The sequence below is a fragment of the Salinibacterium sp. NG22 genome (genome assembly GCF_015864925.1).
Classification (GTDB): Bacteria; Actinomycetota; Actinomycetes; order Actinomycetales; family Microbacteriaceae; genus Rhodoglobus.
Genome location: NZ_JADYWG010000001.1, coordinates 384,303 through 398,397 on the forward strand (window position 1 = coordinate 384,303; position 14,095 = coordinate 398,397).

Sequence of the window (14,095 nt, forward strand, 5' to 3'; positions counted from 1 at the left end):
AGCGGTGAGTGAGCAGCAGATCCCATCCCAGTTGGCCGAAATTCGTGACGACTTTCTGGGGCTCGAACTACGGGATCGGCTGCAGCTCCTGCTGGAGTTCGCGAACGAGCTTCCGGAGTTGCCAGACCGGTACCGCGACCACCCCGATTTGTTCGAACGGGTCGAGGAGTGCCAGTCCCCCGTTTTCATCTTCATCGAGGTTGAAAACGACGTCGTACACATGTTCGCGACGGCACCACCAGAGGCGCCGACCACTCGGGGCTTCGCTTCGATCTTGGCGCAAGGATTGTCGGGCCTCAGTAGCAAAGAGGTATTAGAACTCTCTGACGATTACCCGCAGTCTCTGGGACTTGCCAAAGCCGTTAGTCCGCTGAGATTGCGCGGCATGACGGGCATGTTGGCGCGGGCAAAGCGACAAATTCGACTGAAGAGCATCGCGTAACTGCTCTCGCTCAGAGAGGCCACGCAGCCGGGACAGTGTGCATCGACCCCGCGTTGTTAGCCCTACGCTACGTCGGTGACGTCAGCGGCAGCATCCATACCCCGTTGGATTGCGAGCCACGAGCGGATGGCCAATAGCCAGCGTTCGCTGTCATAGTTCCACAATCGCGTGTGACCTGCGGTGTCGAACTCCTCGTAGGTGACAATGTCAGGTCGAGCCTCGGCCAACGCTCGAGAGGGTTCGACGGGAACGTAGCCATCGTCTTCGCTGTGCATAAGCAGAATAGGGCGATCCAGCTCGTGAGCGCGCTCGACGAAGTTCAGCGTGGCGAAGTCGAGTGGGTTCTCCGTTCCCACGAGAAACTGGGCTTGGTCGCTCCCCAGTACAGCTACCGCAGCACGAGGAATCAACGACGGGATGCGGTTCAAGTCGCCGTGCAGCGCGAGCGTCGGACCCCAGGCGATGACAGGCGAGTCGAGCACCAGCCCCATAATCATGTCTCGATAGCGAGATCGGATCAGCGTGTGAAGCGCAGTCGCTCCGCCCATTGACCAGCCCATGAGAATAATGCGCTCGGCACCAGCGGAACGTGCGTAGGCGATCGCGGCGTCAACATCGCGATATTCGGTGGAACCTAAGCCATACCGGCCATCTGCCGAATCGGGCGCTTCAGTGTCGTTCCGGTACGAAATTGACAGCGAAGTGATTCCAGCATCGTGAAACTCACCTAGCGCGCGCACTGTCTCTGGCCGCTGCACTCCTCGACCATGAATGTGGATTGCCCACGTGGCGCTCGGCGAATCCGCGGGGATCAACCACGCGGGCGCGAAGCCGAGCTCTGTGCGAATCAGCACCTCAGAGTACTTAAGCCCCAGCCCAGCCGGCGTCAGATAAAACCATCCACTCGTGCGCGCGTTGTCTCCCGGATGCGGAACACCGGTTTCAACGTCGATGAGTTCCCGCGCAACCCACTGCGCGCCCTGCGAAACCACGGGCCCGATGCGTGCGAATCCGGTTTCGTCGGCGAACCACAGGCTGAATCGACCGGGCGCTCTGCTCTCCTCTGCCGACGACAAGACGATCGTGGACTCCCCCACAGCGAGAATTCGCAGGTTACTGTCGGCTCGGCCCGGCGGCGTCACCACACGACGCGCTACAAAGACTGAAAGCGCGGCACCGACCGCTACTCCGATCGCGGCGATTGCGGCCGCCCCGATAGCGACCCCGCCGGCGATTCCGGCGACTATGCGCAAGCGATCCCGTGCCCGCATCCCTAAACCTCCGTCTCGCAGCCGCCCTAGCGCGGCGTGCCTCACTAGCGATCGTTCTCCTAAAGCCTAATCTTCACTCGTGCCCGATTCGCCAGCTGGACCAACACCACCCGCGGCATTTGCTTCAGCGGTTGAGTCGCTTCGTGCTGCGACTTTGCGCCCTGAGCTCGCCATTACCGAGATTTCAGCACCAACGCAGATTGCCCCGTGGTCCTTTGCTTTAGCTGCGGATGTCACGCCCTCTCGTCACGGCGAAGACTCCGATCTTGGCACCGGCAGGTTCGTGCTTCTGTATGACCCCTCGTCTCCCGAGGCGTGGGAGGGCGAATTCCGGATCATCTGTTTTGCTCAGGCGCCGCTCGAACCCGAGATCGGTGTTGACCAGTTTCTGAGTGAAGTTACCTGGTCCTGGCTCGTCGATGCTCTCGATAGCAGGGGTGCACAATACGACCAGGTGTCGGGAACCGCGACCCGTATTCTCTCCACTGGATTTGGCGAACTTGAGTCCCAACCGGATGGCGCCCAAATCGAACTTCGCGCGTCTTGGAGCCCCCAAGACCTCGATATCGCCGCACATGTGGAAGGCTGGAGCGAGTTAGTCTGCATGCTTGCCGGACTTCCTCCCACGAATGAAGGAGTCACTATGTTGTCGGCCCGTAGAGCTGGGCGTGAGTAGCGCCACCGACAGTGCAGCCCCCGAGGGCGAGTCGCACGCTACCCAAGCCCCTCATGTTCCCGTTGACGTCATTGACGATCGGGACGAATATCTTGCCGCCGTGGCAGCCATCGCTGCCGGCCATGGCCCTATCGGAATAGACGCAGAACGAGCAAGCGGCTACCGCTACTCGCAGCGCGCCTATCTCATCCAGATCTTCCGTCGCGGTGCGGGTACTTTTCTGTTCGATCCGCCGGCCATTGGTGACTTTAGCGAGCTGAACGACGTTATCGCTGAGGAAGAGTGGATTCTGCACGCAGCGACACAGGACCTCACCTGCTTGCGTGAAGTTGGCCTCCACCCAACGCGCCTGTTCGATACCGAACTGGGGGCGCGGATCGCTGGCCTCCCGCGGGTGGGACTCGGAACCGTCGTGGAACACTTGTTGGGCATCCATCTCGCAAAGGAACATTCGTCAGCGGACTGGTCTACGCGGCCACTTCCCCAGTCGTGGCTCGTGTACGCCGCGCTCGACGTTGAGTTGCTCGTAGATCTTCGCGAGGCGCTCGGCGACGTACTTGAGGGCGACGACAAGAGCGAGATCGCGCGCCAAGAATTCGAGTCAGTTCTTGCTCGTGACTTGAGCCACGTGCGCGCCGAACCATGGCGCCGGCTGAGCGGAGTTCATTCCATTCGCGGCGGCAAAAACTTGGCTGTAGCGCGCGAGCTGTGGTTGGCCCGCGACGCCTACGCGCGAGAAGTCGATACTGCCCCTGGCCGCCTCGTTCCGGACTCCGCCCTGCTGTCTGCCGCAAAATTGCTGCCGGAGTCGAAGCGGGAGCTGTCGAGCCTCCGAGAATTCAGCGGGCGCGCGAGCCGCACCCAGATTGATCGCTGGTGGCAGGCCATTTTGGCCGGGCTAGCGTCTACTGACATTCCAGCATCGCGAGTGGCCAGCGACACTCTGCCGCCACCACGAGTGTGGTCAGACAAGAACCCCGCAGCGGATCGTCGCCTCAAAGCGGCTCGTGCCCTCATGGCAGAGTTCTCTGAGGAGATGTCTATCCCCATTGAGAACTTGCTCACGCCCGATCACTTGCGGCGTGTGGCATGGAACCCACCGGCGGAGATCACGGTCGACAGCATCTCAGACGCCCTCACGGCGCTCGGCGCCCGCCGCTGGCAACTTGACGTATCTGCACAGTCAATCGCCGAAGCCTTTGTCGAAGCCAACCAAACGCCTGAGGACTCCGCGGACACCAAGTCGTAGGAACAGTCAAAGGATTCCATCCGCTAATCTCCCCAGCCTAGGATCAGTGCTACATCCAAGGATTTAGTGGAGGCATTGTGGCCAAGGAAACTGAGATTGTATTCGTAGATGGAGTCCGTACTCCGTTTGGACGTGCAGGCGAGAAGGGCATGTTCTGGAATACCAGAGCCGATGACCTCGTCGTCAAGGCGATGATTGGTGTGCTGGAGCGGAATCCGCAAATCCCCAAGGATCGCTTCGACGAAGTCGCTATCGCGGCAACAACTCAGACCGGCGATCAGGGCCTCACGATCGGTCGCAGCGCTGCTTTGCTGGCTGGACTGCCCACGTCTGTTCCCGGCTATGCGATCGACCGCATGTGTGCCGGTGCCATGACGGCCGTCACAAACGTGGCTGGCGGCATCGCGTTCGGCGCCTACGATCTCGCAATCGCTGGTGGCGTCGAGCACATGGGCCATCACCCGATGGGCTCGGGCGTTGACCCGAACCCTCGTTTCCTCTCAGAAAAGCTCGTCGATCCTGAAGCTCTCAACATGGGCAACACGGCCGAGAAGCTACACGACCGTTTCCCTCATCTCACCAAGGAACGCTCCGACGCGTTCGCACTGCGCAGCCAACAGCGCGCCACCGCCGCGTACGACGCGAACAACATCCAGCCTGACCTCATCTCGGTTGCCACCAAGAGCGAGTCCGGCTGGGGCTTGGCCACCCGCGACGAAGGCTTGCGCCCCGAAACCACTCTTGAGGGCCTTGCAGCGCTCAAGACGCCCTTCCGTTCACACGGACGCATTACCGCTGGCAACGCTTCCGGGCTGAACGACGGTGCAACCGCCAGCATTATTGCTAGCGGGGATGCCGCACGCGAGTTTGGTTTGAAGCCCAAGATGCGCATGGTGAGCTTCGCCTACGCTGGCGTGGAACCGGAGATCATGGGCATCGGCCCGATCCCGTCCACAGAGAAGGCGCTCCGTAAGGCTGGCTTGACGATCAACGACATCGGCCTCTTCGAGCTGAACGAAGCTTTTGCGGTTCAGGTTCTGTCGCTGCTTGATCACTTTGGCATCGATGACGAAGATCCTCGTGTCAACCAGTGGGGCGGCGCTATCGCGATGGGCCACCCGCTTGCGTCGTCGGGTGTTCGCCTGATGATCCAGCTTGCTGCCCAATTTGAACAGCACCCCGAGGTGCAGTTCGGCCTCACCGCGATGTGCGTTGGTCTCGGCCAGGGTGGGTCAGTCATTTGGGAAAACCCGAACTACAAGGGAGCAAAGTAACAATGACCGAACAGTTCGCACGTCTTTCGGACCTCGCAAAAGACGAGGTAATTACTCACTCCTTCGTGCGTGATGTACCGCTCTCCGCGGGTCGCACTCTCGCGCTCATTACGCTCGACAACGGCAAGGACCACACCCGCCCAAACACTCTCGGCCCGGCAACTCTGCTCGAGTTCGCGAAGGTCCTCGACGAGCAAAAGGAACGCGCGACCGCTGGCGAAATCCACGGTGTCGCTGTCACGGGCAAGCCCTTCATTTTCGCGGCCGGTGCTGACCTCTCAAAGGTAAGCGAAATCCCCGACCGCGAGACCGGCAAGCAGATGGCTCAGTTGGGCCACTGGGCGCTCGGCAAGCTCAGCGAACTTGGCGTGCCATCGTTCGTATTCGTCAATGGGCTTGCCCTCGGTGGCGGTGTTGAGATTCCTCTCAACGCTGACTACCGCACGATCGACAGCTCGGTTCCTGCGTTCGCGCTTCCCGAGGTCTTCCTCGGACTGATTCCTGGCTGGGGTGGCGCGTGGTTGCTCCCCAACCTGATCGGTATCGAAAACGCCCTCAAGGTCGTCATCGAAAACCCACTCAAGAACAACCGGATGCTCAAGGGCCCAGAGGCCTTCGAACTCGGCATCGCCGACGCCATGTTTGGTCCGGCAAACTTCCTTGAAGACTCAATCCGCTGGGCCGACGGAGTCATCGCTGGCACCACCAAGGTCAAGCGCAAGAACGAGCCGGGCAAGATCGAACGCACCGTGAAGTGGGATGTCGCTATCGGCATCGCCGACAAGATGCTGGCTAACCGCATCGGCCGCGTTGCCAAGTCTCCTTACGCTGCTCTCGCGCTGCTCAAGGCCGCCAAGAACACCGACAAGAAGACCGGTTTCGAAGCAGAGGACAACGCTCTCGCCGACATGATCTCCGGTGACCAGTTCCAGGCGAGCATTTATGCCTTCAATCTCGTGCAGAAGCGCGCAAAGCGCCCAGCGGGAGCTCCCGACAAGGAGCTTGCGCGCAAGGTGACCAAGGTTGGCGTTATTGGCGCCGGGCTCATGGCACGTCAGTTCGCACTGCTTTTCGTCCGTCGACTGCAGGTCCCCGTTGTCATCACTGACCTCGACCAGACCGCAACGGATGCCGGCGTTGCCGCCATTCACACCGAAATCGACAAGTTGCATGAGAAGGGTCGTCTCTCGTCTGACGACACCAACCGTCTCAAGGCTCTCGTCACGGGCACAACCAACAAGGCTGACTTCGCTGACTGCGACTGGGTTATTGAAGCCATCTATGAAGAACTCGGCGCTAAGCAGGCCGTCTTTGCTGAAGTCGAGCAGTACATCTCTGACGAGACGATCTTGGCGACGAACACGTCCTCCCTGTCGGTGGAACAAATCGGAGCCAAGCTCAAGCACCCTGAGCGCGTCGTGGGCTTCCACTTCTTCAACCCGGTGGCAGTAATGCCGCTGATTGAGGTCGTGAAGACCCCGCACACCAACGATGAGTCGCTCGCAACAGCCATGGTTACGGCCAAGAACCTCCGCAAGAACGCTGTTATCACGACCGATACCCCTGGTTTCGTCGTGAACCGCATTCTCGCTAAGGTGCTCGGCGAGGCCATGCACGCTGTGGATACCGGCACGCCGTTCGAAGTTGTTGAAGAATCGACGCGCCCCTTCGGTCTGCCGATGACTCCCTTCGAACTCCTCGAGTTGGTCGGCCTGAAGGTCGGAGCTCACGTTCTTGACACTCACCATGCCGCGTTCCCCGACCGATTCTTCGAGAGTGAGAACCTTCACAAGCTCGCCGAACTCGGATTCATTTTCGACCGCGACAACAAGGGCAAGTCAAAGGGCGTCTCCAAGAAGGCCGTCGAGATCGTCAAGGGCGGAAAAACGCCGATGACGTCCGAGGAGCTTCAGATCCGGATCGAAGATGGTCTGGCCGATGAGATTCACCGGATGCTCGAAGACGGCGTCGTGGCCGCGGCGGAGGACATCGACCTCTGCCTCATTCTCGGCGCGGGTTACCCGTTCCAGATGGGTGGCGTCACACCGTACCTCGACCGCGCGGGAGCTTCGGAGCGAGCATTCGGCAGCACGTTCCACAACCCGCCGATTCGCGGAGTGCAGTAGCCCTTCGTCGATAGACGGCATCCGTCAAAGGCCCGGTTCAGATCAGTTCTGAACCGGGCCTTCGGCTGTTAATCAAGGGGTTTCGCCGCAACGCCACAGAGACTACTCGGGCGTTCGGCCCGAGGCGGCTAGCCGCGCTCGGCGGGCAACCGGAACTCTTCGGAGTCGCGATCCGCCAGCGGACGAGCCACGGGGATCTTGCTCCCCAACACTTGAGCGACCACATCGCGAGCAATGTGCTGAGGTGTCAGCCCGACCTGGTCGAGGATGTAATCGCGACTACCGTGGTCGAGGAAGCTGTCAGGCAATCCCAACTCGTTTACCGCAGTATCGACACCATTGGCCCGCATGTCTTGTCTGATGCGCGTGCCGATTCCTCCCACGCGCACACCATCCTCGATCGTAATCACGATGCGGTGGTCAGCAGCAAAGTCAATCACGCTCTTGGGCACCGGAACCACCCAGCGAGGGTCGATCACAGTGGCACCAATGCCCTGAGCCGCAAGGAGTTCAGCGACCTGCAACCCGGTCTTAGCCATCGAACCGACCGTAACGATGAGAACATCACGCTGATCGTCTTCCCGCAACACATCGACGCCATCATCAGTGCGCCGCACGGCGTCGTACTCGGTGCCTACAGTGCCCTTAGCGAAGCGAATGACGGTTGGCGCATCGTCGACCGCCACAGCCTCCCCCAGCTCCTCACGGAGGCGCGCAGCGTCGCGAGGTGCGGCAATGCGGATGTTGGGCACGACCTGCAAGAGCGCAAGATCCCACATTCCGTGATGACTGGCACCATCGGGACCGGTCACGCCGGCTCGGTCGAGCACGAAGGTTACTCCGGCACGATGGAGTGCGACATCCATCAAAACTTGATCAAACGCCCGGTTCATGAAGGTGGCGTAGAGCGCCACAACAGGATGCAACCCACCAAAGGCGAGTCCGGCGGCAGACGTAACCGCATGCTGCTCGGCGATGCCAACGTCATGGACCCGCTTGGGATACTTCTCTGCAAAGCGGTGAAGCCCGGTAGGGCGCAACATCGCTGCAGTGATACCGACGAGTCGTGGATTCTCATCCGCAAGCTTGACGATCTCCTCAGAAAAGACCGAGGTCCAGGATGCCGCACCGCTGGGTTCGATCGGTTCGCCTGTCACCGGGTCGATCTGGCCAACCGCATGGAACTGATCAGCGACATCCATAAGAGCAGGCTCGTAGCCACGCCCCTTCTCGGTAATCGCATGAACGATTACCGGCGCACCGTACGACTTCGCCTGCTGGAGTGCCTCGGTGAGTGCACCGATGTCGTGGCCGTGAACCGGACCCAAGTACTTGATATCGAGATTGGAGTACAGGGCTTCGTTGTTGCTGAAGCGTGAGAGGAAGCCGTGGGTGCCACCGCGGATACCGCGATACAGAGCGCGCCCAGGCCCACCAAATGCACCAAAGAATCGCTCGCTTGAGCCGTGGAGCGAGCGGTAGGAACGCCGCGTTCGCACGCTGTTGAGGAAGTGTGCCATGCCACCAATAGTTGGCGCGTAGGAACGACCGTTGTCATTGACGACAATCACGAGGTTGCGGCTGTTGTCATCACTGATGTTGTTGAGCGCTTCCCACGTCATGCCGCCGGTGAGGGCACCATCACCCACAACGGCAACCACGTGCCGATCGCCCTGCCCCGTCATTTCGAAAGCACGGGAGATTCCGTCAGCCCAGGATAAGGAACTAGACGCGTGCGAGCTTTCGACAATGTCATGCTCGGATTCGGAACGCTGCGGATACCCCGCGAGTCCGCCTTGCGACCGAAGCTTCGCGAAGTCTTTGCGACCGGTAAGAATCTTGTGAACGTAACTCTGATGTCCGGTATCAAATACCACAGCATCCCGCGGGGAATCGAACACCCGGTGAATAGCGGTGGTGAGTTCTACAACGCCCAGATTGGGGCCAAGATGCCCACCAGTCCGCGAAACGTTCTCGATCAAAAACTCACGAATCTCTTGCGCGAGTTGAGTAAGTTGCGCCGTGGAGAGACCGTCAAGATCTCGGGGACCGTTGATTCCCTCGAGTAAATTCATGCATCCAGTCTAGGCTTCTTCGTGCGCGTTTTGAACAAATGTGCATGAGGTTCTGGGACGACCCACAGCCTCAGCAGCACACACAAAAGGCGCGCGGCGAGAGCAATGCTCTCCGCCGCGCGCCTGTCGTGTATCCGCTAGTTAGACCAGCGAACGCAATACATACTGAAGGATGCCACCGTTGCGGTAGTAGTCAGCTTCACCGGGAGTATCGATGCGAAGCTTCGCGTCGAACTCAATCGTTGCCTTGCCCTCGGGCGAGTGAGCGGTCGGCTCGGCCACAACGTGCAAGGTGCTCGGGATGCGGTCATCGTTGAGCTCTTCGACGCCCGAGATGCTGATGCTCTCGGTACCGTCAAGTCCCAATGACTCCCAGCTTTGACCTTCAGGGAACTGCAAGGGCAGAACGCCCATTCCGATGAGGTTCGAGCGGTGAATACGCTCGAAGCTCTCGCAAATTACGGCCTTGACACCGAGCAGGCTTGTTCCCTTGGCTGCCCAGTCACGCGACGAACCCGAGCCGTACTCTTTGCCACCAAGAACGACGAGCGGAGTTTCCTGAGCTGCGTAGTTCTGAGCTGCGTCATAGATGAACGACTGTTCGGCATCCGGCGTGGTGAAGTCGCGAGTGTAGCCACCCTCAACGCCATCGAGAAGCTGGTTGCGAAGACGGATGTTGGCGAACGTTCCGCGAATCATTACTTCGTGGTTTCCCCGACGCGAACCGTAGGAGTTGAAGTCCTTGCGGTCGATGCCGTGCTCCGCGAGGTAGATACCAGCGGGGCTGTCACCCTTGATCGAACCGGCGGGGCTGATGTGGTCGGTCGTGACCGAGTCACCCAGCTTGGCGAGAACGCGAGCACCCGTGATCGAGCTGACCGGAGTGATCTCCATGGTCATTCCCTCGAAATACGGGGGCTTACGCACGTAAGTCGACTCGTCATCCCACTCGAAAGTGGAACCGGTCGGCGTCGGCAGATTCTGCCAACGCTCGTCACCGTCAAAGACACCCGCATACTCGTGGGTAAACATCTCACGGTCAATCGAGGAATCGATCGTCGCCTGAACTTCGGCGGCGTCGGGCCAGATGTCCTTCAAGTAGACATCGTTGCCCTCCTGGTCCTGGCCAAGTGCATCGTTGTCGAAGTCGAAGTTCATCGTTCCGGCAAGGGCGTAAGCAATAACCAGCGGCGGGCTCGCGAGGTAGTTCATCTTCACGTCGGGGTTGATGCGACCCTCGAAGTTACGGTTACCGGAAAGAACTGCGGTGACCGCAAGATCGTTCTCATTGATCGCGGTGGAGATTTCATCTTCCAACGGACCGGAGTTACCGATACACGTAGTGCAGCCATAACCGACGGTGTAGAAACCGAGGGCCTCAAGCGACTCATCAAGTCCCGACTTGGCGTAGTAGTCAGTGACAACCTTAGAGCCGGGAGCCAGCGTGGTCTTGACCCACGGCTTCGACTTCAAGCCCTTAGCTGCCGCATTGCGAGCCAAGAGGCCAGCAGCAAGCATCACCGAAGGGTTAGACGTGTTCGTGCAGGACGTGATTGCAGCAATGGCAACCGAACCGTGGTCGATTGTGAACGGCTCTCCGCCGTCGACCTTGACCGAAGTCGGCTGCGAGGCCGTCGAAGGCGCATGGCTAGCGTGCGAGTGTGAACGCTCGTGAGCCGAGTCCTCATCCTGCGGAGTGAGACCCACTGGATCGGATGCCGGGAACGTTCCTTCAACCGCAGCGTCGACCTTGGAGTGATCCATCGAGGCGTAGTTGTTGAGATCGATCTCGAACTGGCTCTTGGCCTTGGTGAGCTCGATGCGGTCCTGAGGGCGCTTCGGTCCAGCGATCGACGGAACGACGGTTCCGAGATCCATTTCAATGTATTCGCTGTAGCTAGGCTCGACGCTCGGGTCGTGCCAGAGCTTCTGAAGCTTTGCGTACGCTTCGACGAGTTCGACCTGCTCTTCGCTGCGGCCGGTGAGGCGCAGGTAGTCAAGGGTCACGTCGTCGATGGGGAACATCGCGGCAGTAGAACCGAACTCGGGGCTCATGTTTCCGATAGTTGCACGGTTGGCGAGCGGCACTGCGCCGACTCCCTCACCGTAGAACTCAACGAACTTGCCAACGACGCCGTGCTGGCGCAACATTTGCGTAATCGTAAGAACAACGTCGGTCGCGGTGACGCCGGCGGGGATCGTGCCGTTGAGCTTGAAACCGACCACCTTGGGGATGAGCATCGAAACGGGCTGGCCAAGCATTGCTGCCTCGGCTTCGATTCCACCGACGCCCCACCCGAGCACTCCGAGGCCGTTGACCATCGTGGTGTGCGAGTCGGTGCCGACGAGGGTGTCGGGGAATGCCCGAGTCTTGCCGTCAACTTCACGCGTGTAGGTGACACGAGCAAGGTGCTCAATGTTGACCTGGTGAACGATTCCGGTTCCCGGAGGAACAACCTTGAAGTCGTCGAACGCGCTCTGGCCCCAACGAAGGAACTGGTAGCGCTCACCATTGCGCTCATACTCAAGCTCAACGTTGCGCTCAAGCGCATTGTCGGAACCAAAGAGGTCGGCGATGACCGAGTGGTCGATCACGAGCTCTGCTGGCGCGAGTGGGTTGATCTTGGTGGGGTCTCCCCCAAGTTCAGCGACGGCCTCACGCATAGTGGCGAGGTCGACGATGCACGGAACACCCGTGAAGTCCTGCATAACAACGCGTGCAGGCGTGAACTGGATCTCGGTGTCGGGGTCTGCACTGGGCACCCACGACCCGAGGGATTCAATTTGCGACTTCGTGACGTTCTTACCGTCTTCTGTACGCAACAGGTTCTCCAGCAGAACCTTGAGGCTAAACGGTAGCTTTTCGTATCCCGCTACCTTGTCGATGCGGAACACTTCATAGTCGGATGACCCGACTGTGAGGGTGTCTTTCGACCCAAAACTATTGACTGTCGACACTGTCATCTCCCTTGCTACGGTTCTTCAATCCTTGCGCGGAGCGTGCGCTGCATCCAGCAAGGCAAGCCTAAGGCTGAATCGCAACAAGCGCGCTGCGATCGCGGCCAAAAGTATCTTGACGTCGAGATAAATATACACCATCGTCATCCGCTCGCCTCGACGCCACGGCGATGGTGAAGAACTACTCGGACGCTGTGCGCCCGTAAGCCGTGCGCATGAGAAGCCATGTAACCCACAGCACTGCGGCGTACAGCGGAACGCCGAGGAGAAGCTTCATGGTCGCCAAGGCCTGGGTTGCTTCGGCGAAATAAAGGGGAAGTTCGATACCCAATCGCACTGAGAATAGGCCTGCCCAGAGCACGGTTGCGATGAGTGCAACGCGAAACTTTGCCTTGTCCTCTCGCCAATCAGCTGCGGTTGGCACCAGCAACGCCGCGATAAGGCCAACGAGGGGTCGTCGCGCAATCACGCTCACCACGATCGCGACCAGGAAAACGGCGTTGATGACGAAACCGAGGAGAAAGTTGTCTTCAGCACGGCCGGTAAAAAGCGCAAGGCCTGCAGAGAGCGCAACGCCAACAACACCCACCATCGCTGACGAGACCGGAGTTCTCGTCGCTAGACGGACGGCGACGAAACCCAACGCCACGATGACGGGAGCCACGACGGAAGCGACCAACTCTTGAGTGATCGTGAAGATCACCAAGAAAGCGAGCCCCGGCAAAATGGACTCCACCAAGCCGCGCACTCCTCCCATTGCTGCCAGCAGAGCGCCAGAGGTCGGTGCTTCCCCTGGTGCAACGTGGCCAACGGCAGAGCGACGGGCCGCCGCGGCTAACGCTTCACGAACCGTCGGATCCGCGGAAACCTGATCATCGCCAGGGGCGTTCGACGGTTCGTCGACCGAACTCACGCCTGAGTTTCTTTCTCACCCGTTGCTGGCATGTGGAGCGGGATAAGGTCACGAGGAGGCATCGGCGTAGTGCCACGGATGACCACAATCGAGCGGAACAAATCTTCGATCTTGGTTGCTGCTTCCGGACTAGTAAGCGCCTCACCGGCGATTACTCCCCGCAGGAACCAGCGCGGGCCATCCACTCCGACGAAACGCGCGATTCGCTTCTCGCCCGGTTTGCCGGCGACAGGGATCTCAGCGAATACCTCAGGACCGAAAGGACCATCAGAGACCTTCGTTGTCCCACCCTGCGTGTGGACCTGATCGATGATCTGCTCACGAATCTCGTGCCAGAGTCCGCTTGACCGGGGCGCAGCAAAAGGTTGAATTTGGAGGGTCGAACCGGCGTAGTCGAGCCCAACGGCGACAACGCGCTTGCTTGCTTCCTCGACTTCGAGGCGCAAATGAAGCTCTTGACGCGGAAGAATCTTCACGCCACCGAGATCGACATACGGGCGAACCGCATTCGCTTCGCTTTCGTCGAGAGGACCATCAGTCGCACGATTCTCCGGCGCGGACTTCGGGTGATCCTGCGGCTGATCGGTTTCAGTGGTGTCGCTCACGAAGTGGCTCCTTGTTGTGTTGACTCTGCGCGGTATCCAGTCGAACCAAAGCCCGACTCACCGCGATGACTTCCGGGAAGAGTAGAAACGGGAATGAATCTGGCCCGAGAAACGGGCATAACGATCAATTGCGCGATTCTATCGCCCGGTTCAATCTCGAATGTGGCTGAACTATCAGTATTGAGCAACGTAACGCGGATTTCACCCCGGTAGCCGGCATCCACAGTTCCTGGACTATTGACCACCGTGATGCCGTGGCGGGCAGCAAGACCGCTGCGAGGCACCACGAACGCCACATAGCCGTCGGGCAGGGCGATCGAGACGCCCGTCGCGACAGTCTCACGCTGACCGGGGGCGAGAGTGTAGTTACCCGCCGAATACAGGTCAGCACCGGCATCCCCCGGGTGCGCGTACGCAGGTGTTTGGCCTGCTGAAATAAGCACCTCTACGTTGTCAATCACGAGTCGAGGCTAGTGCAAATAAGGCGTCGGCCCGAAACGCCCGAC

At 59.8% G+C, this 14,095-nt stretch carries 11 protein-coding genes; 5 read left to right on the forward strand and 6 right to left on the reverse strand.

Annotation, left to right across the window (positions count from 1 at the left end; all coding sequences use genetic code 11):
- Positions 1-4: 4 nt before the first annotated feature.
- On the forward strand, positions 5-442 hold the full coding sequence (locus tag I6E81_RS01920; protein ID WP_197105731.1) for a SufE family protein: 438 nt from the start codon (positions 5-7) through the stop codon (positions 440-442).
- A 62-nt stretch (positions 443-504) separates the two neighbouring features.
- Here the strand turns inward: I6E81_RS01920 and I6E81_RS01925 are convergent, their stop codons facing one another.
- Entirely contained in the window at positions 505-1,713 is a 1,209-nt protein-coding gene (locus I6E81_RS01925) for a S9 family peptidase (protein WP_197105732.1), read from the reverse strand.
- A gap of 79 nt (positions 1,714-1,792) precedes the next feature.
- On the opposite strand from I6E81_RS01925, the gene I6E81_RS01930 reads away from it, so the two are divergent.
- The 4 genes from I6E81_RS01930 (at position 1,793) to I6E81_RS01945 (ending at position 7,038) form a co-directional block, all read left to right on the forward strand.
- Positions 1,793-2,389, forward strand: coding sequence for a DUF3000 domain-containing protein (locus I6E81_RS01930; RefSeq protein ID WP_197105733.1), 597 nt, complete (start codon positions 1,793-1,795; stop codon positions 2,387-2,389).
- On the forward strand, positions 2,382-3,638 hold the full coding sequence (locus I6E81_RS01935) for an HRDC domain-containing protein (protein ID WP_307783866.1): 1,257 nt from the start codon (positions 2,382-2,384) through the stop codon (positions 3,636-3,638). Before I6E81_RS01930 ends, I6E81_RS01935 begins: the two co-directional genes overlap by 8 nt.
- Before the next feature lie 77 nt (positions 3,639-3,715).
- A complete protein-coding gene (locus I6E81_RS01940; protein WP_197105735.1) occupies positions 3,716-4,912 on the forward strand; it encodes a thiolase family protein in 1,197 nt (398 codons plus the stop codon).
- A 2-nt stretch (positions 4,913-4,914) separates the two neighbouring features.
- Positions 4,915-7,038, forward strand: a complete 2,124-nt coding sequence (locus tag I6E81_RS01945) for a 3-hydroxyacyl-CoA dehydrogenase NAD-binding domain-containing protein (protein ID WP_197105736.1) — start codon at positions 4,915-4,917, stop codon at positions 7,036-7,038.
- Positions 7,039-7,166: 128 nt separating this feature from the next.
- Here I6E81_RS01945 and dxs read toward each other — a convergent pair whose 3' ends face one another.
- The 5 genes from dxs to dut all read right to left on the reverse strand — a co-directional run bounded on the left by dxs (position 7,167) and on the right by dut (position 14,050).
- The gene (gene dxs / locus I6E81_RS01950; RefSeq protein ID WP_197105737.1) at positions 7,167-9,113 is read right to left on the reverse strand and encodes a 1-deoxy-D-xylulose-5-phosphate synthase; all 1,947 of its coding nucleotides are present in this window, start codon (positions 9,111-9,113) and stop codon (positions 7,167-7,169) included.
- A gap of 141 nt (positions 9,114-9,254) precedes the next feature.
- The gene (locus I6E81_RS01955) at positions 9,255-12,071 is read right to left on the reverse strand and encodes an aconitate hydratase (protein WP_307784080.1); all 2,817 of its coding nucleotides are present in this window, start codon (positions 12,069-12,071) and stop codon (positions 9,255-9,257) included.
- A gap of 181 nt (positions 12,072-12,252) precedes the next feature.
- The gene (locus I6E81_RS01960; protein WP_197105739.1) at positions 12,253-12,984 is read right to left on the reverse strand and encodes a DUF3159 domain-containing protein; all 732 of its coding nucleotides are present in this window, start codon (positions 12,982-12,984) and stop codon (positions 12,253-12,255) included.
- Positions 12,981-13,589: a DUF3710 domain-containing protein gene (locus tag I6E81_RS01965; protein ID WP_197105740.1), complete on the reverse strand. Its 609-nt coding sequence runs from the start codon at positions 13,587-13,589 to the stop codon at positions 12,981-12,983. Before I6E81_RS01965 ends, I6E81_RS01960 begins: the two co-directional genes overlap by 4 nt.
- Positions 13,586-14,050 (reverse strand): dUTP diphosphatase, encoded by a 465-nt coding sequence (dut, locus tag I6E81_RS01970; RefSeq protein ID WP_197105741.1) that lies wholly within the window; start codon positions 14,048-14,050, stop codon positions 13,586-13,588. Before dut ends, I6E81_RS01965 begins: the two co-directional genes overlap by 4 nt.
- Positions 14,051-14,095 lie beyond the last annotated feature (45 nt).